This window comes from Hyphomonas sp. UBA4505, from assembly GCF_002388685.1.
Lineage (GTDB): Bacteria > Pseudomonadota > Alphaproteobacteria > Caulobacterales > Hyphomonadaceae > Hyphomonas.
Genome location: NZ_DGMZ01000002.1, coordinates 1 through 22,193, shown reverse-complemented (window position 1 = coordinate 22,193; position 22,193 = coordinate 1). Strand labels below are relative to the sequence as shown.

General features: G+C 57.9%; 20 protein-coding genes and 1 other RNA gene. 13 read left to right on the top strand and 8 right to left on the bottom strand.

What is annotated here, in order from left to right; translation table 11 throughout:
* Positions 1 to 71 precede the first annotated feature (71 nt).
* On the top strand, positions 72 to 461 hold the full coding sequence (locus B3527_RS00790; RefSeq protein WP_034815997.1) for a MarR family transcriptional regulator: 390 nt from the start codon (positions 72 to 74) through the stop codon (positions 459 to 461).
* A 23-nt stretch (positions 462 to 484) separates the two neighbouring features.
* Positions 485 to 1,336 carry an NlpC/P60 family protein gene (locus B3527_RS00785; protein ID WP_290478692.1) on the top strand — a complete coding sequence of 284 codons (852 nt, stop codon included), beginning with the start codon at positions 485 to 487 and terminating at the stop codon, positions 1,334 to 1,336.
* On the opposite strand, the gene B3527_RS00780 is transcribed toward B3527_RS00785, so the two are convergent.
* Positions 1,333 to 2,205: a c-type cytochrome gene (locus tag B3527_RS00780; protein ID WP_290480831.1), complete on the bottom strand. Its 873-nt coding sequence runs from the start codon at positions 2,203 to 2,205 to the stop codon at positions 1,333 to 1,335. The genes B3527_RS00785 and B3527_RS00780 overlap by 4 nt on opposite strands.
* A 161-nt stretch (positions 2,206 to 2,366) precedes the next feature.
* Here B3527_RS00780 and B3527_RS00775 point away from each other — a divergent pair, with 161 nt between their 5' ends.
* A complete protein-coding gene (locus tag B3527_RS00775; RefSeq protein WP_206992331.1) occupies positions 2,367 to 3,203 on the top strand; it encodes a prephenate dehydratase in 837 nt (278 codons plus the stop codon).
* Here B3527_RS00775 and B3527_RS00770 read toward each other — a convergent pair.
* Positions 3,200 to 4,093 carry a LysR family transcriptional regulator gene (locus tag B3527_RS00770; RefSeq protein WP_206992332.1) on the bottom strand — a complete coding sequence of 298 codons (894 nt, stop codon included), beginning with the start codon at positions 4,091 to 4,093 and terminating at the stop codon, positions 3,200 to 3,202. The genes B3527_RS00775 and B3527_RS00770 overlap by 4 nt on opposite strands.
* Positions 4,094 to 4,275: 182 nt before the next feature.
* On the opposite strand from B3527_RS00770, the gene B3527_RS00765 reads away from it, so the two are divergent.
* The gene (locus B3527_RS00765) at positions 4,276 to 4,815 is read left to right on the top strand and encodes a hypothetical protein (protein ID WP_290478694.1); all 540 of its coding nucleotides are present in this window, start codon (positions 4,276 to 4,278) and stop codon (positions 4,813 to 4,815) included.
* Positions 4,816 to 4,835: 20 nt separating this feature from the next.
* Positions 4,836 to 5,294 (top strand): YHS domain-containing (seleno)protein, encoded by a 459-nt coding sequence (locus tag B3527_RS00760; RefSeq protein ID WP_290478695.1) that lies wholly within the window; start codon positions 4,836 to 4,838, stop codon positions 5,292 to 5,294.
* Positions 5,295 to 5,679: 385 nt separating this feature from the next.
* On the opposite strand, the gene B3527_RS00755 is transcribed toward B3527_RS00760, so the two are convergent.
* Positions 5,680 to 5,943, bottom strand: a complete 264-nt coding sequence (locus tag B3527_RS00755) for a hypothetical protein (RefSeq protein WP_290478696.1) — start codon at positions 5,941 to 5,943, stop codon at positions 5,680 to 5,682.
* 107 nt (positions 5,944 to 6,050) lie between these two features.
* Entirely contained in the window at positions 6,051 to 6,965 is a 915-nt protein-coding gene (gene nudC / locus B3527_RS00750; RefSeq protein ID WP_290478697.1) for an NAD(+) diphosphatase, read from the bottom strand.
* A gap of 161 nt (positions 6,966 to 7,126) precedes the next feature.
* Between nudC and typA the strand changes: the two genes are divergently transcribed.
* Both typA and B3527_RS00740 read left to right on the top strand, forming a co-directional pair.
* Positions 7,127 to 8,953 (top strand): translational GTPase TypA, encoded by a 1,827-nt coding sequence (gene typA / locus B3527_RS00745; RefSeq protein ID WP_290478698.1) that lies wholly within the window; start codon positions 7,127 to 7,129, stop codon positions 8,951 to 8,953.
* 84 nt (positions 8,954 to 9,037) lie between these two features.
* Entirely contained in the window at positions 9,038 to 9,223 is a 186-nt protein-coding gene (locus B3527_RS00740; protein ID WP_206992336.1) for a hypothetical protein, read from the top strand.
* A gap of 9 nt (positions 9,224 to 9,232) precedes the next feature.
* Here the strand turns inward: B3527_RS00740 and B3527_RS00735 are convergent, their stop codons facing one another.
* Together B3527_RS00735 and B3527_RS00730 are read right to left on the bottom strand one after the other, a co-directional pair.
* The gene (locus B3527_RS00735) at positions 9,233 to 10,309 is read right to left on the bottom strand and encodes an acyltransferase family protein (RefSeq protein WP_290478699.1); all 1,077 of its coding nucleotides are present in this window, start codon (positions 10,307 to 10,309) and stop codon (positions 9,233 to 9,235) included.
* A 179-nt stretch (positions 10,310 to 10,488) separates the two neighbouring features.
* Positions 10,489 to 12,576, bottom strand: a complete 2,088-nt coding sequence (locus B3527_RS00730; RefSeq protein WP_290478700.1) for an alpha/beta hydrolase family protein — start codon at positions 12,574 to 12,576, stop codon at positions 10,489 to 10,491.
* 119 nt (positions 12,577 to 12,695) lie between these two features.
* Between B3527_RS00730 and ffs the strand changes: the two genes are divergently transcribed.
* Positions 12,696 to 12,796: signal recognition particle sRNA small type (gene ffs, locus B3527_RS00725), an RNA gene on the top strand.
* Positions 12,797 to 12,812: 16 nt separating this feature from the next.
* Here the strand turns inward: ffs and B3527_RS00720 are convergent.
* Entirely contained in the window at positions 12,813 to 13,328 is a 516-nt protein-coding gene (locus B3527_RS00720; RefSeq protein ID WP_206992339.1) for a hypothetical protein, read from the bottom strand.
* A gap of 410 nt (positions 13,329 to 13,738) precedes the next feature.
* Here B3527_RS00720 and B3527_RS00715 point away from each other — a divergent pair, with 410 nt between their 5' ends.
* The 4 genes from B3527_RS00715 to B3527_RS00700 all read left to right on the top strand — a co-directional run bounded on the left by B3527_RS00715 (position 13,739) and on the right by B3527_RS00700 (position 19,949).
* Positions 13,739 to 15,607: a ribonucleoside-diphosphate reductase subunit alpha gene (locus B3527_RS00715; RefSeq protein WP_051607928.1), complete on the top strand. Its 1,869-nt coding sequence runs from the start codon at positions 13,739 to 13,741 to the stop codon at positions 15,605 to 15,607.
* A 352-nt stretch (positions 15,608 to 15,959) separates the two neighbouring features.
* Positions 15,960 to 16,820: a lipid A-modifier LpxR family protein gene (locus B3527_RS00710; RefSeq protein WP_290480830.1), complete on the top strand. Its 861-nt coding sequence runs from the start codon at positions 15,960 to 15,962 to the stop codon at positions 16,818 to 16,820.
* A 16-nt stretch (positions 16,821 to 16,836) separates the two neighbouring features.
* Entirely contained in the window at positions 16,837 to 17,868 is a 1,032-nt protein-coding gene (locus B3527_RS00705; protein ID WP_206992341.1) for a lipid A deacylase LpxR family protein, read from the top strand.
* Between the two features lie 95 nt (positions 17,869 to 17,963).
* Positions 17,964 to 19,949, top strand: coding sequence for an alkyl/aryl-sulfatase (locus B3527_RS00700; protein ID WP_290478701.1), 1,986 nt, complete (start codon positions 17,964 to 17,966; stop codon positions 19,947 to 19,949).
* 6 nt (positions 19,950 to 19,955) lie between these two features.
* On the opposite strand, the gene B3527_RS00695 is transcribed toward B3527_RS00700, so the two are convergent.
* On the bottom strand, positions 19,956 to 20,813 hold the full coding sequence (locus B3527_RS00695) for an alpha/beta hydrolase (protein ID WP_290481342.1): 858 nt from the start codon (positions 20,811 to 20,813) through the stop codon (positions 19,956 to 19,958).
* A 236-nt stretch (positions 20,814 to 21,049) separates the two neighbouring features.
* Here B3527_RS00695 and B3527_RS00690 point away from each other — a divergent pair, with 236 nt between their 5' ends.
* A complete protein-coding gene (locus B3527_RS00690) occupies positions 21,050 to 22,078 on the top strand; it encodes a ribonucleotide-diphosphate reductase subunit beta (protein ID WP_206992344.1) in 1,029 nt (342 codons plus the stop codon).
* Positions 22,079 to 22,193: the final 115 nt, after the last annotated feature.

The window sequence follows — 22,193 nt, the reverse complement described above, 5'->3', positions numbered from 1 at the left end:
GACAAGCCCCCTAGACGGAGTCCGCAAATCAGCTGAGATTCTCCGATAAGGCGAACAATAAGGGTAGAGAGATGGCACTGTCTGAGCGCGAAGGTCTAGAATTGTGGCGACGTGCCGTAACGGCGTCTGTGCGTTCGGACGCGCCCGATTTGACCGCGCGCCAGCAGGCCATTCTGATGACGATCGCGCTGACACCTGGACCCCATACGGTACGCGGCTTGGCCGAGCACCTGAATATCGCCAAGCCAGCGGTCACGCGGGCATTGGATGCGCTCGCCCGGCTCGATTTCATCCGCCGGATCAAGGACGACACGGATCTGCGCAATATCTTCATCGAGCGCACACCAGCCGGTATGGCATATCTGCGGACATTCTCCGGCCTTGTTCTTGCCGCAGCTTCTGGCAAGGATGATAGCCAATTGGCGCCCAAGCGCAGCGGGAAGACCAACGCCGCCGCCTGAAGCGCCCGAATACGGGAACAGGCATGCCAACATTTTACGACAAGAGACTTCAGCGACCCGTTGGCGAGGCCTTTGCCTATCAGGTGACCGCCGGTGTGGCGGCTGTACGCGAGACACCGGCGCCTGATGGTCGCCTCGCTACGCAGGCCCTGCATGGCGAGATTGTGGACGTGCTCAGAGAGCAGGGCGAGTTCGGCCTGGTGCAGTGTCGCCGTGACCGGTATTGCGGTTGGGTAACCATGGAGGCGCTATCTGCGCCGCTACTACAGCCAACGCATAAGGTTTCGTCATCCAAGACACATTGTTACAGCGAACCTGATCTCAAATCTGCCCCGCGCTTCCTGTTGAGCCATGGCGCGCGTTTGTCGGTCAGCGGGCGGGAAGGTGACTGGCTTTATTCGGATCGCGGCGGATGGGTGCACACGCGCCATGTCGTTCCGATGAAGTTTCTGGAAGATGACCCGGTCGTGGTGGCAGAGCGTTTTCTCGGCACGCCATATCTGTGGGGCGGACGGGAGAGCCTCGGGCTCGATTGCACCGGGCTGACCCAGCAGGCCTTCGAGGCGGTGGGTGTGATACTGCCGCGCGACAGTGACATGCAGTTTGCCTGGACCGGAGATGACATTCCGGACTGGCGCGCGCCGAACGCTTTGCGCCGAGGCGATCTCGTCTTCTGGAAAGGGCATGTCGGCATCATGACCGATGCCGACCATTTGCTGCATGCGAATGCGTGGCACATGGCTGTGGCGGTCGAACCGCTGGAGTCTGCCATTACAAGGATCGCAAACTATTACGCCGAGCCCATAGGGGCCCGGCGCATAGATATTTCGTCGAAACGGGGGCGCACCCCCGACTGGCTAAGCGTAAGCGCCTAGTTATCGTCCGTGGCTTCAGTCACGGCCTCTTCAGCTTCGCCTGCAGCGTCTTCAACTGCTTCGACGGCTTCTGCCGGAACGGTTACGGTCTCACCGGTGCCACCATCATCCCGGCCGGTCGCATCAACTGAATCGATGGTTTTGACTTCGCCGGTGGCCAGGGTCGGGTTTTCCATGTCGTCCACGCCATCGGCTGGAAGGGTTGCTTCGACGGCGTCGCCTTCGGCAGCTTCCGCACCCTCTTCGCCCTCGGCGCCTTCTTCAGCAGAAGCAGCGAGTGGTTCCGGGAAGGCCGGTGGGTTGGTGGTATTTGCTGCGAGATAGGCAATCACGTTTACACGATCATCATCGCGGCGCAGTCCAGCAAAGGACATGGTCGTGCCGCGAGCGTAGGAAGACGGGTTGTAGAGCCAGTCATTCAGGTTTGCGTAGTTCCATTCACCGTCCATGCCCTCAAGCACGGCAGAATAGGCAAATCCGGCATGGGCAGCCTTGTCGGCGCCGACCACATCATGGAGGTTCGGGCCGGTGCCGTTCGCGCCGCCCTGATCAATCGTGTGGCACGTGGCGCATTTGCCTTTGAAAGTGCGCTCGCCACGAGCGATATCTGCGCTGGCCAGCAAAAGGCCGAGGTCGAAGACTTCTTCGGCTTCGCCGCCGGTGCCACCTGCGTCAGCAACTTCGACGCAGTAGGCGAATTTCTCGCACATCTGTTCCGTCATGGAGGCCGCTTCAGCGTGCTCGTCGCCATGATGGGCGCCTTCGCTTCCACCGCTGAACACGATGCCGGATAGTGTCTGCAGGGCGAAGACTCCGAGGGCTGTAGCGAGCAGCGCACCGAAAATCTTGTTGAGACCGAGTTCTCCCATGGAGGCATTCCTTCGAATCTGTCTGGTCATACGTCTTGGCGCGCGCCTTTTGGCACGCTAACGGAGTGCAGACAATATAAAGGCTGTGCGTTATAGGGCTTCCCCCTTTCGTCGCGGCGATCCGACGCACATGATTCCACGAAAAAGGGGACATCAAACCCATGACCGGCAAAATCGCGTATCAGGGTGAACCTGGCGCAAACTCTCATATCGCCTGCAACGAAGCGTATCCTGCCCTTGAGCCGATGCCGTGCCGCACGTTTGAGGACTGTTTCGCGGCTGTGGAGCGGGGAGATGCCGATTTGGCCATGATTCCCGTGGAAAACACGATCGCCGGCCGGGTGGGGGACATTCACTATCTGTTGCCGAACACCGAGCTTCAGATCGTTGCTGAGTATTATCTGCCGATTCGGTTCCAGTTGATGGCGCTGGCGGGCACGCGCCTGGCAGATATAAAAAAAGCGCGCTCTCATATCATGGGCCTCGGACAATGCCGCAATTTCCTGCGTACGCACGGCATTGATTCGGTCACAGCGGCGGACACGGCAGGCGCGGCACGCGAAGTGGCCGAACTCGGCGATCCATCCGTGGCGGCAATTGCGCCGCGATTGGCTGCGGAGGTCTACGGTCTGGAAATCCTCGCTGAAGACATCGAAGACGCCGCCCACAATACGACGCGGTTCATAATCATGTCGAAGGACCATTCAGACGTTGAAGCCAAGGATGGCCCCGCCAAAACGGCGTTCATGTTCGAGGTGCGCAACATTCCTGCCGCGCTCTACAAGGTGATGGGCGGATTTGCGACCAATGGCATCAACATGACCAAGCTGGAAAGCTATATGGTCGGCGGGTCGTTCACTGCGACGCTCTTCTATGCCGAAATTGACGGTCACCCGGATGAACGACACGTTCAGCTGGCCTTGGAAGAGCTGGGCTTTTTCTCGCAATCCCTGAAAATTCTCGGCGTGTTCCCAAGCACTGAACACGCGCCGGACTAGCAGTGAGACATCGCCTCTTTCAGAGCTTCGGTCACATGGTCGGCAAAGAGCTTTGTCTTTCCGCGTAGGCGGCCGGCGGTCCAGACGCAATTCACGGGCAGGCTCTCCATTTCCCAGTCGGGAAGGATGCGGACCAGTTGACCATCTGATACGCAGCCTGAAACCAGCCAGTTCGGCGCCATGAGGATACCGAGTCCGGCAAGTCCGGCCTGGACGAGATTATCGCCACCAGACGCTGCGAATGGGCCGTCCACCCTCACAGTTATCTTCTCGTCGCCGCGTGTCAGAGTCCAGTCAGAGTAGAGCCCTTTCCTGAACAGGACGGCATCATGGTGTTCCAGGTCTGTCGGGGTTTGCGGCGTGCCCTTGCGCGCAAGGTATTCGGGCGCTGCCCAGAGCGTACGTGGAGAATCTGCGAGCTTCCGAGTCATCAGCCGGGAATCGCTGAGATGGCCAAAGCGGAATGCCAGGTCGATGGCTTCCTCGACAAGGTCGGTCAGCGCGTCATCCGAAATCACATCGAACCGAATGCGTGGATATTTCTCCAGGAAGGGTGGAATGGCCGGGACAATGATCCTCCGGGCGAAGGAATTCGAGCACGATATGCGTAGCAGGCCGACCGGCTCATGTTGCAGGCCGCGCGCTTCAGCCTCCGCAGATTCATAATCCGCGATCAGGTCGACTGCGCGTCGGTAGAAGCGTTCGCCAGCTTCGGTAAGGCTGAGCGCACGTGTTGTCCGCTGGAAGAGCGTAACGTCTAGTTGGGCTTCGAGATCCTGAATGCGGCGGGACACGGTGGGCTGGCCCACTCCGAGCGCCGCGGCGGCCTTGGAGAAGTTGCCCGCTTCAGCCACGCGAACGAACAGGCGCATTGCGTCGATACGGTCCATCTGACCCCTCCCTGCATTTCGAACGCTAATTTAGGGACGATAAACGCGTTTCGCGAGTGCGAAACAGCAATTCACGAAATTTAGCCCCTCGGCTCACACAAAAGTGGGTGGGGCTCACACGTCCTTGTTTTGAGGGCGAGCGAATTTCGTGAGACAAGCCTGCGCAAGGGAGGACGTAAAACATGCTGTCACACGTCAAGAAATATGCCCCAGTAGCCTATGCGCTGATCGCCGCCGCAGTCTTTTTGGACAGTTTGCGGTTCAAGTTTACCAATGCGCCCGAAACGCAGGTGATTTTCGGAAAGCTTGATGCGTGGGCTGCCGGCTTCGGGGCGGGGGGATTGTTCGATCAGACCGGCCTGTTCAGCCAGTACGTCATCGGATCAGCTGAGTTGGTAGCCTCAACACTATTGCTCATAGGCCTTGTTCCAGCCCTGCGCCGGTTGCAGACACTGGGCGCATTGATCGCGACCGCTGTCATGACCGGAGCGGTAAGTTTCCATCTGTTCACGCCGCTGGGCATTGATCCGAACAATGATGGAGGCGGCCTTTTCGCCATGGCGGTTGCGGTTTGGCTGGCGTCGATTGCGTATCTCTTGTTTCATCGGAGTACGCTCCTTTCCATTCTCACCGGAGTAGGCCGTGCCCTCCTGCCTGGACATGCGCGCACTGTGGTGGACCGTACCTCTGCACCTGCCAAACTGGCATCAGTCCAATCCTGAACCCAACCGGAGTTTTCGAAATGAAGCTACGTTCGATGATTTTTGCCGCTGGGCTTGCTGGACTGCCCATTGTGGCGGTCGCACCGATCGCGCATGCGGAGCCACCAATCTATACGGGCGTGTTCTCTGACACGGCCTTGCAGGGGTATGACCCTGTCGCCTATTTCACATCGGGAGCGCCGGTGAAGGGCGATGATGCGTTCACGGCTGACTATATGGGCGCAAAGTTCAAATTCGCTTCTGCGGTCAATCGTGACGCCTTCATAGAAGCCCCGGAAAAATATGCGCCTCAATATGGCGGCTATTGCGCTTGGGCGATGGCGGACGGCAAGCATGCAAAGGGCGATGCGAGATACTGGAAGATCGTCGATGGAAAGCTCTATCTCAATTACAGCAAGAGCATCCAGAAGAAGTGGGATTCGGACGTTCCAGCATTCATCGATCGCGCGGATACAGTCTGGGCCAGCATTAATGACTAGGGCAAGCGGCCCAATTGGTTAAAGGGCGTTTTCAGAAAATTGGAGTGCATCTTTCTCCGGCGCGTCCTGCAAAAGCGTGTTGAATCAACTGTTTCGTCCGGCCAGGCGTTCCGGTGCTGCACAAGTCGAAAAATTCCCCGCGTAAACGGCGGGCAAAAAGAATCGCCACAATGGGCCGGTATGATTGGCGGAGGATCAAGCGGGTACCCCATCCGCGAAGATCAGTCCGGTCTGAACGGGCCAGAGGGCACTCGATGCCGTTTGCCACTGACCTGTCAGAGTCCCCCGCGTCCTATGGGCGTGGGGGTTTTCGGTCCGGCCCCCAATATCGGCACAAAAAAACGGGCGGGAGGCCCGCCCGTTTCCGACAAGCATGTCCGCAAGCTTACTTCTTCTTTGCGGCCGGCTTCTTTGCAGCAGGTTTCTTTGCAGCGGGCTTGGTGGCCTTTGCTGCAGGCTTCTTCGCCGATGCGGCCGCTTTCGGAGCGGCAGCCTTCTTGGCTGCCGGCTTTGCCGCAGCTTTTTTCGCAGCGGGTTTCGCCGCTACTTTCTTGGCTGGCTTTGAGGCCGTTTTTGCCACGGTTTTCTTGGCCGCGGGTTTTTTGGTGGCGGCCTTCTTGGCCGGCTTTTTCAGAGTTGCTGTTGCCATGTCGGGTCTCCTGTAAATGGCAACATTCAGCCTAGAATGATTCGAACAAAATCAACTCCATTTTTGCGTAACTCCGCAAAGGGATAGTCTGAGGTCAGACCGCCCGATCAGCCCCGTTCGGCCCACACTTTCAACAGATGGTGCGCGATGGCCATGGGCGGGGGGCAGAAGAAGCGGTCGTGCGTGCCAGCCAGCATGCGTTTGACATCGTCGCGCGTAAGCCACTCAGCCGATTCCAACTCGTCGGTGTCGACCGTGATTTCGTCTGTCTGAGCTTCCAGGATCAGGCCGACCATCAGCGAAGACGGGAAGGGCCAGGGCTGACAAGCGATGTATTCGGCGCTGGCGGGGTCGCAGACAATGCCGGCTTCCTCTTCCAGTTCGCGTGCGGCGGCTTGCTCGATTGTTTCGCCTGGCTCGCAGAAGCCTGCGAGGGAGGAGACAAATCCGGCAGGCCAATTTGCTTGTCGGCCAACAAGGCATTTGTCGCCCTTGACCGCGAGCATGATGGCCACGGGGTCCGTGCGCGGAAAATGCTCGGTGCCGCACGCGGGGCATTCGCGTTTCCAGCCCGCTTCGACAATCGCGGTACCTGCGCCGCACTTTGCGCAGAAGCCATGCGAGGCGTGCCAAAGGAAGATGCTGCGTGCGGTCGAGGTGCAATTGGCCTCCAGCGCGCTCATGCGCCCGGCCGCCGCGCGAAACTCAATGAACTCGCCGACGCCTGCGATGAGAGAGGTTTCAAGATCAAATTTGGGCGGCAGATTGACCGCGAAGACGGGTGCGCCGCTCGTATCCTGACCGAGGAAAATGCGGGGAGAACCCGGCGAGACTTTCTCGATTTCCGGCCCCATCCAGACAAGGCCGCCATCTGTCGCAGCGAATGGATCGCCATTGCGCAGCATCAGGACCAGCACATCGTCGCGCGCAAAAGCTGCATCCAGCCAGGCATCGTCCTTGCGGTGATGCGCGGCACGATCAATCGGCTTGGCAGCAAGCGGCATGTCATTGGAATTGGTCATATGGCGATCCTCACTTTGCCCGGCTGACTTGCCGCCTGAAGGCGGGTTTGTAAATGAGGTTCGCCGCGGCAGGGGCCTGCCTGACAACAAAGCATAGCCAATCGCGGCGGGCACGTGTATGTGCGCGGCAAATCAGCCTCCCTCCCGAAAGCATACCCTCCATGTCCACGCCTATCGAGAAAATGCGCAACATCGCGATCATTGCCCACGTTGACCACGGCAAGACCACGCTCGTCGATGAATTGCTGAAACAATCCGGCACGTTCCGCGAGAACGAAAAGACCGCCGAACGGATGATGGATTCCAACGATCTGGAGAAAGAGCGGGGCATTACCATTCTCGCCAAGACGACGTCGGTGGAATGGAAAGACTATCGCATCAACATCGTCGACACGCCCGGACACGCCGATTTCGGTGGTGAAGTGGAGCGTATCCTTCAGATGGTGGATGGCGCCATCGTGCTGGTCGATGCGGCTGAAGGCCCAATGCCACAGACCAAATTCGTCGTTTCCAAGGCCCTGAAAGTCGGCCTTCGCCCGATTGTGGCCGTGAACAAGATCGACAAGCCTGAGCGTCGGCCCGATGAAGTGATCAACGAAGTGTTTGACCTCTTTGCCAATCTCGACGCCTCAGACGACCAGCTCGACTTCCCGATCCTCTACGGCTCGGCCAAGCAGGGCTGGATGAATATCGAATATGAGAACCAGACCGAGAACATGGATTCCCTGTTCCAGATGGTTGTTGATCATGTGCCCGTACCAAAAGTGGAAGAGGGACCGTTCCGCTTCCTCGCCACAACGATTTCTTCCGATCCGTTTCTCGGCCGCATCCTGACGGGCCGCGTCTCGTCCGGCACGATCAAACCGAACCAGTCCATCAAGGTGCTGAACCGTGACGGCGAACTGGTCGAGCAGACCCGCGTCTCCAAAGTGCTGGCGTTCCGCGGCCTGGACCGCGTGCCGGTCGACGAAGCCCAGGCTGGCGATATTGTGTCCCTTGCGGGTACGACGAAGGCAAACGTAGCCGACACATTCTGTGATCCTTCCGTCAGCGAGCCGATCGAAGCGCAACCGATCGATCCGCCAACCATCTCCATGACATTCCGCGTCAATGATTCTCCGCTGGCCGGTACCGAAGGTACGAAAGTCACCAGCCGGATGATCTGGGACCGCCTGCTGAAAGAGGCCGAAGGCAATGTCGCCCTCAAGGTCGAGCGTGCGACCGACGCCGAGGCGTTCACCGTCTCCGGGCGCGGCGAGCTCCAACTGGCCGTCTTGATCGAAACGATGCGCCGCGAAGGCTTTGAACTGGGCGTCTCACGTCCGCAAGTCGTGATGCAGGAAGGCCCGAACGGCGAGAAGCTTGAGCCAATCGAGGAAGTGGTCATCGATGTGGATGACGAGCATTCCGGCGTGGTCGTGCAGAAACTGTCCGAGCGCAAGGCCGACATGCTGGACATGCGCCCGTCGGGTGTCGGTCGTACGCGCATGATTTTCCATGCGCCGACACGCGGCCTGATCGGTTATCAGGGCGAGTTGCTGTCCGACACGCGCGGCACCGCGATCATGAACCGCGTCTTCCACGAATACGCCCCGCACAAGGGCAAGATCCAGGGGCGCCATACGGGCGTTCTGATCGCCATGGAGCAGGGTGAAGCAGTCGCCTTCGCGCTTTGGAACCTGGAAGATCGTGGTCCGATGATGATCCATCCGGGCAACAAGGTGTATGGCGGGATGATTGTTGGCGAGCACAATCGCGACAATGATCTCGAAGTGAACGTGCTGAAGGGCAAGAAGCTGTCCAACGTCCGCGCGTCCGGTACTGATGAGGCTGTGCGTTTGACGCCGCCACTGCAGATGACGCTGGAAAAGTCGCTGGCTTATATCGCCGATGACGAACTGGTTGAGGTCACACCGGAGAACATCCGGCTGCGCAAGGTCTATCTTGACCCGCATGAGCGCAAGCGTGCGGCCAAGAAGGGCGACTAAGTCAGATTGCTGATGCGGGCCGGGGAACCGGTCTGCATTGGCTACGTTGTGTCTCCAGATGTTTTAGAAGCACTGGAGCGCGCAATGTCGTCTTTCGGAATTTACCTGATCGGTTTCCTGGTCCTCGTATCAGGGCTTGCCTATGCAGCCTTTCTGCTTGGTGCGCCGCCGGTCTGGATCGGCACTGGTGCCATCGTGCTGATTGGCTTCGGTATCATTACCGGCGTTGCCAAGACTCGTCGTCGGGATGAGACCGCGACAAGCGAGTAGGAGCCAATCCTATACGACAGTCGGCCGCATGGTCGCCGCCTTGCCCTGCACCGATTTTGGCGGAAGCTTTGACAGGTGGAACGCCTTGCGCAGCCATGTATTTGTCGGCGTCTCGAAATAGCGGAAGCTGAGATAGGCAAGAAACGAAGTGAGCGGCAGCACGGTTGCGAACAAGAGAATGGTTGCGACCCAGTCATTGCTGGTGAGGCGGAACAGCGTGACCCCGAATGCTGTCATCAGCAAGGGGTGGATCAGGAAGATCCCATAGCTGATCTTGCCGCCCATCGACAGGAAGTCATTATTCAGCGGTTTGCGGAACAGATCTTGTCCGGCGCAGGCAAACACGACGAGCGCGCTGGAGACAGCATAGACACCCATCCGTCCCCAAGATGGCAAAGTGGTGTTCATGGCGATGGCAAAGCCCGCGATGCCGATCAGGCCAATGGGCCACATCGACGTGCGCTTCACAAATTCCTGAACGGCCTTCTGTCGCAAAGCGAGCCCCATGATGCAGCCCATGGCGAATTCCAGGAGGATCGGGTTTCCGTAGAATTCGCGATAGGGACCTGCGGGCAATAGCTGCGCTCCCGCAATCACGCCAATGGTCATGAGGATGGCAGCGGGAACTTGCACGCGCTCCGGCACGAATAGCGACAGTGAGAAAAGCAAGTAGAACAGCATGATATAGCCAAGCGTCCAGCCCACGAACAGGATCGGCTGGATATCGCCACCAAGATCATAGTGTGGAAGGAACAGATAGCTGCTCACGATAGAGGACAGGGACGTATCAGCCTCGTGGAAGAGCCACGGGCGCGCCAAAGCGAGGAGCAGGGTCAATGCCGTTGCCGCCCAGTAGAGGGGCACAATTCGCACGGTGCGCTTCATCATGAAGTTCAGGGGCGTGTCATCCGGGCGCGTTATGTAGACAAGGATAAAGCCACTGATCGCAAGGAACAGGTGAAATCCGGGCGCAGCAGAAAAGGTCAGGTGCACAGTGTCCGAATGAGAATGCACGAACGCCCGTATATGGAAGATCGCAATAGCGTAGCAGGACAATGTCCTGAGCAAATTGATACTGTGCAGCATGTCCAAGCCCCCTGACCTGCTTTCGTCCCGTTAGACACGCGAGGCAATGCAAAAGGGGTGCCATCGGACTTCCCGCACGGTCGGTCGGGGCGGGAAGTCGCAAATTTCTCTCAATTTGAAGGGGTTATAGCACCAGAATACCGTTCACGATTTAACGTGAACGGTATTCCGGTTCGGGACTATTTTCCCTCCGAATCCTCATCGATTTTGGCCGGATCATATTTGGCGAACCACCCCATGATATTGTCGGTTTTTGCAATCAGGCGGCTCGGTCGACCTGCAATATAGTGCGAGGACCCGGGCACGCGGATGAGCGCGGTGTCTACGTCATTCATCTTGAGGGCGGTGTAGAACTGCTCTGCTTCCCAGGTCGGGGTTCGCCAGTCTTCTTCGCCAACCATGACCAGAGTCGGCGTGACGACTTGATCGACATACGAGATTGGAGAAAGCTTCAGGAAGGCGTCCGGATTGGACCACGGATCTTCACGTATCCAGTGACGCCGGACAAATTGTGCAATGTCGCCGGCAAGCGCCATCGTCATCCAGTTGATCACCGGTTTGATGGAGGCAGCCGCAGCAAACCGGTCCGTCTTGGTGACGATCCACGCCGTCAGGATGCCGCCTCCAGAACCACCGGTTACAAACAGACGATCAGGATCCGCATATTTACGTGCGACGAGTTCGTCGACCACGCTCATGAGGTCATCATAGTCATAACCCGGATAGGCTTGGTCGATGGCCTGGGCGAATTCTTCTCCGTATCCGGTCGACCCGCGTGGGTTCACATAGACGGTGACATATCCCTCGGCAGCATAGCGCTGAATCTCGCTGGCGAAGAAGGGGCCGTACATGGAGAACGGTCCGCCATGGATTTCGAGGATAAGCGGGAAGCTGCCATCCGCCGTGAAATTCGGGGGCAGGGCAACCCAGGCCTCGATCTCGAGGCCGTCATGGCTGGACGCAACTTTCAGTTCTTCAATGGGTGCCATGTCGAGATAAGGCAGCACATCGGAATTCAATTCCGTCAGGATGCGTCCATTCTTTCCATCCGACCGGATCGTGGCGACTTCAGCGGGCCGATCTGTAAATCCTGCTGTATAAGCAATCTGTTCGCGCCGACCCGATTTTGCCACCGAAAAACTGCCACCTGCATAGGGGCGGCCGATGGATGTGCCGCCGATCCCCGTGACCACCTGGGTAAGGCGACCCTGAAGATCCAGCTCGTTCAGCGTAAGGACGCCATGGTCCTCAAACAGCATGAAGAGGCTTTTGCCATCCGGTGCCCATTCGATCTGGCCAGGCGATCCGGGAAAGCCTGACAGGAGCTCACGAACGCCCGAGCCATCCGGGCCCATCACATAAAGGTGGTTCTGCTGGTAGGATTTCAGCTCGTCATCGTAGCCGAGAAAGGCAATTGAGCGTCCGTCCGGTGCGGGCGTGGCGGCGAAGTCCGGCCCGTCGCGTGAGGTGAGGGGCGTGATCTGGAGGTTGGACAGTTCGACCGAATATATCTCGCTCTCAATGGGGTCCATGTCGCGGTCGTCGGCGAGATTGCCCGTGACGAGCAGCGTATCATTGTCGAGCCAGGCTTGCCCGCCCATGTCGGCTTCGCCTGTCGTGACTTGCCGCGGTGTTCCGCCCTCTGCAGGCAGTACGAAGACTTGGTCCGCGCCATCTTCAAGATAGCCGGCACCGTCAAACCGGAAGGTCAGATCGTCAATCACCTTTACCGGATCAGCCCATTTCGCGCCCTCGGGCTGTTTCGGCGGCGTCGCGAAGCCCGGCTTGTCGCCTGGTACGAACATGGAGAAGGCGATGTTGCGGCCATCGGGAGACCAAGTGGCGCCTGATGGGCTCTCCGTGAACTGTGCAAGCGAATAGGACAAGCCGGTGTCCATATAGACGAGTTTCAACTCGGGCTTTCCGCTCGCTGTGCTCGTGTAGAGGACGCGGGAGCCATCGGGCGACCAGCTTGGCGCGCCTGCACTGCCGCCCACACCGAGCAGGGGACGCTGGGCACCACTCTCAATATCAATAATCCATAGATGACCCGTGTCGCGGTCGGTCATCCGGTCCATGCTGTGGCGGACATAGATAATGGTCTTGCCGTCTGGCGAGATCTGCGGGTTGGTCGCATACTCGATGTCGAAGACGCGCTCTGCGGTGAAGCGCTTGCTGTCTTCAGCCGTTTCTTCCTGAGCAATTGCCGAAGTGACGGCCAAAGCCGCCGTCAGGCCTGCAGCGGCGCAAATTTGGTGAAGTTTCATTGAGTATCCCTCCAAGAACCCTGTGCCGAAAGGCTAACACGGTATTGGAGGAGGGGTTAAGTGTTTCGGGGTGGACGCTGGCCCTTGCACCGAGCGGCCGCTCGGCGCATATAACCGGCAGGAGGCAGGCGGCGGACGGGTCGCTCGCCAATCGGGTCAGGTCGGGAACGAAGCAGCCCCAACGAGTTTTTTCGCCCGGGTCGCTCGTCTGTCTCCGCCTTACCCATGAAATTCAATCAATTGATGTTGCGCAGGTCTGTGCCCAGCTCGAGGTGCAGCCTCAGGCGCGCCAATGTCCGGAACACAGAGAAGTTCAGCTTCGCGCGCTCCAGAATGTATTGATTGCGGTCGAGCCCCGGGGTCAGTGTGCTGGTCTCCTGAAGGTGCAACAGATGCCGACCATCCTTTTGCGGGACGATTGTGAACTCGCAAGATGATTCGGTCACCGCACAGTGCTTGTCCGTCGACCGCGCAGTCGTGCGATAGCAATAGCGTTTGCGCGGGCGGGATTCGGTGACTTCGAAGACGAGCGTGACATCGGGCTGGTCTGGGTCGCTGGCCTCGAAAATGTCGTAGGCAGGGTTGCCGGCACCGAAGGTAAAGCCGCGCTGGCGCAGGGCATTGCTTGGGGAGGCAAGGTCCAGTCGTTCAAAGATCTCGGCGGCGGGGGCGTCGATGACCGTTTCGCCGTCATTCACGATGGGCGCGTTGGCCCAGTTCTCCAGGGTCTGATTCTTTAGCCAGTTCAGCATAGTATCCTCTTGCAGGTCAGAATTGGACCAATGAGACCATAATGCACGGTGGACGTTAGTGATTGTCTCAACAGGTCGGACCAATCGGTTGAGGAATCGTCACTCTGCGTTAACTGAATCCCTGTCGATTGATCTTCCAAGAGGTAAAATCGGACCAATCTGAAAAGAGATTTGTGATGCAGATTTGTGCAGTCTCTGAAAGGCCAATACTGGCGGGCCATCGATGGGTGTGTTAATCATTGATTAACCAGAATTCCACGGCAAATTTGACGTTTTAGAGACAAGGCCCGTTGACCCGATATTAACCTTCAGACACTATATCTTGTGTCAGGAACGGGGTTGAGAGCAATATCTGGCTTTCAGGGGCTTCCGGACCTATATGTATCTATCGATTCTGAAGGGCTGCTCTTATGTCTGCAACCGAGGCAAAAACTGTGTCTAAATCTGCGCTCCGCAAGGGTAAGCCCAAGGCTGGAGTGGAAGGCCTGCTGCGCGTTGTTGAAGGCAGCCCGATCGTGATGGATCCGTCGCGTGATTCCCTTCTGACCGAATTCGGCAAGAAGACGCTCCAGGATCGCTATTTGCTGCCCGGTGAGTCCTATCAGGACATGTTCGCCCGCGTTTCGCTGGCCTTCGCCGATGACACCGAGCACGCTCAGCGCCTGTACGATTATATGTCCAAGCTCTGGTTCATGCCTGCGACGCCTGTTCTTTCGAACGGTGGCGCGGCACGCGGCCTCCCCATTTCCTGCTTCCTGAACCAGGTTGGCGACTCGCTAGACGATATCGTTGAGACCTGGACCGAGAATGTCTGGCTCGCATCAAATGGCGGCGGCATCGGAACCTATTGGGGCAATGTCCGCTCGATTGGCGAGAAGGTTGGTCAGAACGGTCAGACCTCCGGAATCATCCCGTTCATTCGTGTCATGGATTCGTTGACGCTGGCGATCAGCCAAGGTTCGCTGCGCCGTGGCTCGGCCGCGTGTTACATTGATGTCCACCACCCGGAAATCGAAGAGTTTCTCGAAATCCGCAAGGCGTCCGGCGACTTCAACCGGAAATCCCTGAATCTGCATCACGGTATCAACATCACCGACGACTTCATGGAAGCGGTGAAAAATGACGAGGATTACGGCCTGATCAGTCCGAAGTCGAAGGAAGTTATCCGGACGATCAATGCTCGTAAATTGTGGCAGAAAATTCTTGAGCTGCGCATGCAGACTGGTGAGCCATACCTGTTGTTCACCGACACCGTGAACAACGCCATGCCTGCTCACCAGCGCAAGCTTGGCCTGAAGGTCACACAGTCCAATCTCTGCTCCGAAATTACCTTGCCAACCGGTGTCGACCATGCCGGCCAGGATCGCACCGCTGTGTGCTGCCTGTCTTCGGTCAATGCCGAGAAGTATCTCGAATGGTCCAAGGATGAGACCTTCATCGAAGACATCTTCCGCTTCCTCGACAATGTGCTTGAAGACTTCATCGAGCGCGCGCCGCCGGAAATGGCCCGCGCTGTCTACTCCGCGAAGCGTGAGCGTTCGGTCGGTCTCGGCCTGATGGGTTTCCACTCCTTCCTGCAGACAATGAATGTGCCGCTGGAAAGCGCCATGTCGAAAGTCTGGAACGAGAAGATGTTCAAGCACATCCGGCAGGGTGCCGATGCGGCTTCTGTCAAGCTCGCCAAAGAACGGGGGCCTTGTGAGGATGCCCGTGACGTCGGCATGATGGCCCGTTTCAGCCACAAGATGGCCGTGGCCCCAACAGCATCGATCTCGATCATCTGTGGTGGAACGTCGGCTGGCATTGAGCCAATCCCGGCAAACGTCTACACCCACAAGACGCTGTCAGGTTCCTTCACCGTGAAGAACCAACAGCTCCAGCGTCTTCTGGCCAGCAAGGATATGGACACGGACGAGGTCTGGACCTCAATTCTCGAGCATGAAGGCTCCATCCAGCATCTCGAATGCCTGGACGAACACGAGAAATCTGTGTTCAAGACGGCGTTCGAAATCGACCAGCGCTGGATCATCGAACTGGCGGCCGACCGCACGCCTTATATCTGCCAGTCGCAGTCCCTGAACCTGTTCCTTCCGGGCGACATCGCCAAATGGGACCTTCACATGCTGCACTGGACAGCGTGGGAGCGCGGGCTCAAATCGCTTTATTATTGCCGCTCCAAATCGGTACAGCGCGCGGCATTTGCCGGGTCGGAGAAGTCTGAAGTCCAGAAAATGGACACCCCCAATACCGATTATGACGAGTGTCTTGCCTGCCAATAAGGCTGCGACTGGAAATAGGCATATAACAAAAGGCCGGTGCCTCGTGGGGCCCCGGCCTTTTTTGCATGGAACTGGCTGAAGGCAGAGATTGAGGCATTTGTGATCGAATAAGCCGAACAATTTCATGAAATTTTACAGCTGGTTAACGGCGCCGATGACCCGAAAATCAGTCAAATGACACCGAAAAAACACAATTTTACCGGGTTCTGGAACAAACACTACACAGGCGAGTTATGACGAGAAGAATTAATGGAATTCGGCCCATTGGCGTTTGAGACGGACGAGTTCTTTATGTTAAGTTAATCGTCAAACGGTCTAATCCTTGAATAGACGAGTGCTCAGGGATGAAGGCATGAGAGGTATAAGGCAGATGGCATTTGCAATTTCTTCCGCAGTCATCACGATGGCGTGCCAGGGATGCGTATCGACGTCTCCACATGAGCAAGTACGCTCCGAACCTGTTGCGCCTCCAACACTTGGTATGCAGATGGCCGCGCCAGCCAATTATGCGCCCAACTCCGTCCCCAATGCAGCTTCCGTCCACGTATTTAGCGCACCCTCGGCCCGGTTTAGTGGCGTACCGCTTGAAGCGACGAATACAGTCGCGGCGCAGATGATCGCCGACCAGCCCATTGACTACCGCTCTCACCCCAATGCCGAGTTTGGAGTCCCAAACAATACGCGCGTCGACTGGGGGACCAGTGAGACGCTCGTCGCAGTGGCCGCCGAGCGCAGCCGGGCTGCACTCTCGCGTCCGGGCCAGCTGGAAAAGAATATCGCCGCCGAGATAGCTATTTCCGCGCCGAAGGAGGTGACTGGCCTCAGTTTTGATGTCGGCCTTGCGCCACGTATTGCGGTCCGGGAAGAGGGCGAAGTCCTTACGCGCCGGGTTGGCGGTGAAGTTCGAATTGGTCAGGATTTCGACCTGCTTGACCGCAACGGACAGCCTCAGGGCTGGTACGTCTTCGCGGGTGCTGACGGGGAGGCGCTTGTATGGGATGCCGATGCCAACGGGTTCCGCCCAAGCCTGGGCGACATGTCGCTCACGGACCAGGTCACCGTCGGTGATCTTCAAGCAGGTGTATCCGTGCAGCGCGGCGGGGGCGAACTGTCGCTCAGTTATATTCGCCGTGAAGTGAAGTATTCAGACCGGAATGTCAGCATCAGCGAGACTGAAGATTTCGCAGGTGTTAGTTTCACGATGCGTCGTTAGCTGCTAATCGACGCCCATGCAGGCTCGATTCCCTCTCATCCAAGCTGCGGCCCTGGTCGCAGCTTTTCTGTATGCTCCGTCGACGTACGCGCAGGAGGGTGAACCGACTGTTCCGCGCAAACCTGCGGTTGTGTCTTTCTCGACGGAGAATGATTTCTTCGGCGGTGGCACGGATCGCAATTATTCCAACGGACTTCGCATAGAGCGCGTGTCCGGCGCAGACAATGTTCATCCTGGTCTCGAATGGGTCGCCGATCGTCTGCCGTGGATTGATCTGGATCGTACCGAACTCCGGCAAGGCTTTGCCATTTCACATGCCATATTCACTCCCGAAGACATTCAGACGTTTACACCCGACCCGACCGACCGGCCGTATGCAGCGTGGCTCGCCCTGTCATCGACCGTGGCTGCCAGCAGCGAAAACACTCAGGACACTCTGCAGGTCAATCTTGGTGTCGTCGGACCATCGGCGGCCGGCGAATTTGTGCAAAACACGTGGCACGAGATCATTGGAGTTGCGACTGCGAAAGGGTGGGATCACCAGCTGAAGGATGAGCCGGGAGTCGAAGTCATTGCCCAGCGAATGCAGATGTTTGACGGCCCAAACTTGCCACTCGGGCTGGAGACTGATTTTGGAGCGCACGTCGGAGTCGCGCTCGGCAATGTGCGCACATATGGATCTGCAGGCCTGACGGCGCGAATCGGATGGGACCTGAATTCGAGCTTCGGTCCCCCGCGCATCCGTCCAGCCCTCTCAGGGGCAGGAGAGTTCGTGCCCGGAACGCCGGAAGATCCGCTTGGTGGCTATTTCTTCGTGGGCGTGGACGGGCGGGCCGTGGCCCGTGACATGTTTCTGGACGGGAATTTGTGGCGGGATGGGCCACGCGTTGAAGATCGTCGGACGGTAGTGGGCGATATTCAGGCGGGCGTGGCGGTCCATTACCGCAGCGTGCAAGTGGCCTTCACTTTCGTGAACCGAACTGAAGAGTTTGTCCGCCAAGACGGCCCGCAACGGTTTGGCGCCTTGTCGATCAGTATCTCCCGCTAAATTCCCGTTTCCCTCGCGGCTGTCTTGCGTGCCTTTTGGCCTCGTCGCACAGTGCGAGAAAACGGTGCGTGAACGCGTCGCTATGGGAGGAAGATATGCGAGTTCTATTTGGTGTGGCTGCAGCCATCCTGCTGGTGGCCTGTTCTCCGGGCATACAGACGAATATTCCTGAATCCATGGCCAAGGCTCCGCCGAAGGGCGAGGCGACGGATACGACCCGCGCAGCAAATGCGGCTGTGGCTGACCGCCTGCCTCTGGAAGACACTTCCGATTTTGTTGACGCAACGCGCGGTCTGCTGGCGCAGCTGAAACAGGACACGATCACCGACGTCGATGGTAATGTCGTTTGGCAGGTCAGCCGTCGGGACTTCATTGACGGGGACAGCCCCGACACAGTGAATCCATCGCTTTGGAGGCAGGAGCGTCTGAACTCCGAACATGGCCTGTTTGAAGTCATGGATGGGATCTATCAGGTTCGCGGGTATGACCTCGCGGTCATGTCGGTCATCCGGGGCGATACTGGCTGGATCATTGTAGACCCGCTGCTCAGTCAGGAGACAGCTGCGGCTGCTTTGGGACTGGTCAATGACACGCTGGGGAATCGCCCCGTCACGGGCGTGATCTATACCCATTCCCATGGTGACCATTTCGGCGGTGTGCGCGGTGTGATCGACGAAGCCGACATCGAAGCGCGCGGTGTACCCGTGCTCGCACCAGTTGGCTTTACGGAATCCGCCGTCGCCGAGAATTTGCTGGCCGGGAACTATATGAGCCGACGAGCTGTGCTGATGTTTGGCAATACGTTACCCAGCGGCCCGACAGGGCAGGTAGGCGTGGGGCTGGGGCCAGCGCTTTCCCAAGGCACGATCGGTCTGATCGCGCCGACAGAGGAGGTACCAGGCCGTGGAACCGTTCGCGTGGTAGACGGAGTTACGTTTGAGTTCGTCGATGCGGCGGGTACCGAAGCGCCTGCGGAATTCATGTTCTATCTACCGGACTTCAACGCGCTCTGCACGGCCGAAGTCGCGACAGCAACGTTCCACAATGCACTCACCTTGCGAGGCGCAAAGGTTCGCGACCTGCTCGAATGGAGCCGCGTGATCGACTATGTTTTGACTGAATATGGCGGGCGGTCGGACGTCGTTTTCGCATCGCACCATTGGCCGACATTCGGGCAGGAGAATGTCGAGACCTTCCTGCGGGGTCAGCGCGATATTTATCGGTATACGCATGACCAGACTGTTCGCCGGGCAAATCGCGGTGAAACCCAGTTCGAAATTGCCGAAGAACTCGCTGAACCTGCGGTGCAATCAGAGAATTTCGATACGCGTGGTTACTACGGCACGCTGAACCATAATGCGAAAGCCGTCTATCAAGGGTATTTCGGGTGGTGGGATGGTGTGCCGGCGACGTTCAATGCACACCCACTGGAAGCGAAGGCCAGTCGGTTCATCAAGGCCGTTGGCGGCGAAGAGGCGGCCATCGTCATTGGGCAGGAAGCCTTCGAGGAAGGCGACTATCGTTGGGCTGCCGAAGTTTTGAACTATGCGGTCTTTGCCAATCCTCAGAATCAGGTTGCGCGAGACTGGCTGGCTGCGAGCTATGAGCAGATGGGCTTTCAGGCAGAAAGCGGCGCGTGGCGCGATTTCTATCTAACGGGAGCGCAGGAGCTTCGTAACGGCCTTGCCGATGCCGGAGCGGTGCGCACCCGAAGCCGTGAGTTCGTCGAGGGGGTGCCCACGATTGAACTATTCAATGCGCTAGCCGTTCGCTATGCGCCCGAAAAGCTCAGCAGGGAGCCGTTCGAACTGAACTTCCAGTTTACGGACATCGAGGAGGAATTCGTCATTGATGTAGGGAATGCCACGGCCTTCCCACGCCCCGGTGTCCAGTCCGATGATGCCGTGGCAACGCTTACCCTGTCGCGCGATGCCTTCAATGACCTGATTCTGCAAACCCGCAGCTTTCGCGAGATCGCCGCTGCCGGGGAGGCGTCAATCGAGGGTGACCCCACCGCACTGCTCGCCTGGTTCTCGGCGCTGGAGACTCCGGACTTCTGGTTCAACGTCGTGGAGCCTTAGGCGGCGTCAGTCTTCCAACTGGTCACGGAAAAAGTCTGCGATCATCGGCGCGACCTTGTCACCTTTGGCGCCCAGACGATCATTCAAGCTCTTGTGATCGCGGTTCTTGACGAGCCGCGCTTCGGCCTTGTGTCCGGCGCTGTTCAGCACTTCCGCCAATTCCTTGGCGCGGCTCGGCGCGACAGCTCGGTTCACATAGAGCAGGAGGAAAGGTGGGATGTCGGTTGTTTCTTCTACCAGTAGGGTCGGGGAGGCAGCCGTCCAGACGTCTGGGTCATCGCTGGTAAAGGTGGAGTGGTAGAATTCGGGGATATCGCCATCACTGCCGGTGCGAGCCATATTGTAGGCGGCGCTATCCATGGCGACGACGCCTTTGATCACGCCTGGCGTCAGATCAAATGCGTCCAGATAGTCCGGATCGATCGCAGTGAGCGCTGCCATATGAGCCCCGGCAGAGTGACCCATCAGGAAGATACTGTTCGGGTCGCCCCCGAACTCTGTTGCGTGCTCATGGAAGTATGCGATCGCGGCGGCCGTATCCTGCTGTTGGGCGGGGAAGGGATGTGCGGGCGACAGGCGGTAATTTACGGCAATGAAGACAAAGCCCTGATCGTTGAAATAACGCGCCTGAAACATGCCCAATGCGCTCAGCTTGTTGCCAAAGGTCCAAGCGCCGCCATGCATCATGAGAATCACCGGCGCATTGTCCGCATCATCAGGAATGTAGACATCAGCCCGTACGTCGCCGGGATCAAGACCGGGCGCATCTGCATATATTACATCCCTCACCACTTTAGCATTTGCTGGTGGGGCAAACGCGAAAGCCGAAATCAGGGCAAGAAGAATGGCACTGAAGAAACGCATGAATATCTTGTCTCGTAAGGCGGGAATGGAACGCATGGGTATCGGTTTGGTGCCGATCATTCTGCACTAAACCGCATGGCGCCACCCCTACGAGGGAAATATGCCAAAACTGTGGGCAAGCCTGTGAACAAGTGCGGTTTGCCGCAGTCAAACATCTTGCGGCAATGGCCTCAATGAGGCACTATATATGGTGTAGATTGTCCCAGAAAACGCAGTAAATGACGTAGGAGGCCCTGATGGCTGACGGAAATTCCAATGTGCCCGGACTGCTGACCCCGAGCCGGGCGTACAAGCCCTTCCGTTACCCGTGGGCGTATGACTTCTGGAAGGTCCAGCAGCAGGTGCACTGGATGCCGGAAGAAGTGCCCCTCGGCGAGGATTGCAAGGATTGGGCGGTGAAGCTCAATGATTCCGAGCGCAATCTGCTGACCCAGATCTTCCGCTTCTTCACCCAGTCTGACGTCGAAGTCGGTGCGAACTATATGGAGCATTACATGCCCCTGTTCAAACCGACTGAAGTGTCGATGATGCTGGCCTCGTTCTCCAATATGGAGACGATCCATATTGCGGCGTATGCTTTGCTGCTCGAAACCATCGGCATGCCCGACTCGGAATTCTCGGCCTTCATGGAATATGAGGAGATGGCCGCCAAGCACGACTATCTCGGCCAGTTTGGCACAGAAACGAATGAAGACATTGCTGTTTCCATGGCGGTCTTTGGCGGCTTCACGGAAGGCCTTCAGCTGTTCGCCAGTTTCGCGATGCTGATGAACTTCCCGCGCTTCAACAAGATGAAGGGCATGGGCCAGATCGTGTCCTGGTCTGTACGGGATGAGTCGCTGCACTGCGAAGGCATGATCAAGCTGTTCCACACGTTCTGTGCTGAGACCGGCGTCATGAATGACGCGCTGCGCGAGCGGATTCGCGAGTGCTGTCGCACCGTCGTGACGCTGGAAGACAAATTTATCGAACTCGCATTCGAAATGGGTCCGGTCGAAGGCATGACCGCCGACGATATCAAGCAGTACATTCGCTACATCGCGGACTGGCGTCTCGGCCAGCTGAAGCTTGAGCCGGTGTTCGGTGTGACCAAGCACCCGATCCCATGGCTGACGGAAATCCTGAACGGGGTAGAGCACGCAAACTTCTTTGAGCAGCGTGCAACCGAATATTCCAAAGGTGCGACCAGCGGTGACTGGCACGGCGATGATGGCGTGTGGTCAAAGTTCGACACGCGCAAGCCTGCGGACGCGACCGTCGGTTAGCATTTGGCCGCCGCTTTCAAGCGAGATTAAAAAGGCGCGCGGTCTGAATGGATCGTGCGCCTTTTACATTGTGGCCAAGGTTGCTTCTGAAGCTGTTCCCCGTCAGCGACCATGA

Bases quoted from the DNA above. Each gene is read 5' to 3' on its own strand.
- B3527_RS00775 (WP_206992331.1), top strand. From the start codon at position 2,367: ATGACCGGCAAAATCGCGTATCAGGGTGAACCTGGCGCAAACTCTCAT.
- nudC (WP_290478697.1), bottom strand. From the start codon at position 6,965: ATGACCAATTCCAATGACATGCCGCTTGCTGCCAAGCCGATTGATCGT.
- B3527_RS00740 (WP_206992336.1), top strand. From the start codon at position 9,038: ATGTCGTCTTTCGGAATTTACCTGATCGGTTTCCTGGTCCTCGTATCA.
- B3527_RS00765 (WP_290478694.1), top strand. From the start codon at position 4,276: ATGCTGTCACACGTCAAGAAATATGCCCCAGTAGCCTATGCGCTGATC.
- B3527_RS00735 (WP_290478699.1), bottom strand. From the start codon at position 10,309: ATGCTGCACAGTATCAATTTGCTCAGGACATTGTCCTGCTACGCTATT.
- B3527_RS00715 (WP_051607928.1), top strand. From the start codon at position 13,739: ATGTCTGCAACCGAGGCAAAAACTGTGTCTAAATCTGCGCTCCGCAAG.
- typA (WP_290478698.1), top strand. From the start codon at position 7,127: ATGTCCACGCCTATCGAGAAAATGCGCAACATCGCGATCATTGCCCAC.
- B3527_RS00720 (WP_206992339.1), bottom strand. From the start codon at position 13,328: ATGCTGAACTGGCTAAAGAATCAGACCCTGGAGAACTGGGCCAACGCG.
- B3527_RS00695 (WP_290481342.1), bottom strand. From the start codon at position 20,813: ATGCGTTTCTTCAGTGCCATTCTTCTTGCCCTGATTTCGGCTTTCGCG.
- B3527_RS00710 (WP_290480830.1), top strand. From the start codon at position 15,960: ATGAGAGGTATAAGGCAGATGGCATTTGCAATTTCTTCCGCAGTCATC.
- B3527_RS00700 (WP_290478701.1), top strand. From the start codon at position 17,964: ATGCGAGTTCTATTTGGTGTGGCTGCAGCCATCCTGCTGGTGGCCTGT.
- B3527_RS00730 (WP_290478700.1), bottom strand. From the start codon at position 12,576: ATGAAACTTCACCAAATTTGCGCCGCTGCAGGCCTGACGGCGGCTTTG.
- B3527_RS00690 (WP_206992344.1), top strand. From the start codon at position 21,050: ATGGCTGACGGAAATTCCAATGTGCCCGGACTGCTGACCCCGAGCCGG.
- B3527_RS00790 (WP_034815997.1), top strand. From the start codon at position 72: ATGGCACTGTCTGAGCGCGAAGGTCTAGAATTGTGGCGACGTGCCGTA.
- B3527_RS00780 (WP_290480831.1), bottom strand. From the start codon at position 2,205: ATGGGAGAACTCGGTCTCAACAAGATTTTCGGTGCGCTGCTCGCTACA.
- B3527_RS00770 (WP_206992332.1), bottom strand. From the start codon at position 4,093: ATGGACCGTATCGACGCAATGCGCCTGTTCGTTCGCGTGGCTGAAGCG.
- B3527_RS00705 (WP_206992341.1), top strand. From the start codon at position 16,837: ATGCAGGCTCGATTCCCTCTCATCCAAGCTGCGGCCCTGGTCGCAGCT.
- B3527_RS00755 (WP_290478696.1), bottom strand. From the start codon at position 5,943: ATGGCAACAGCAACTCTGAAAAAGCCGGCCAAGAAGGCCGCCACCAAA.
- B3527_RS00785 (WP_290478692.1), top strand. From the start codon at position 485: ATGCCAACATTTTACGACAAGAGACTTCAGCGACCCGTTGGCGAGGCC.
- B3527_RS00760 (WP_290478695.1), top strand. From the start codon at position 4,836: ATGAAGCTACGTTCGATGATTTTTGCCGCTGGGCTTGCTGGACTGCCC.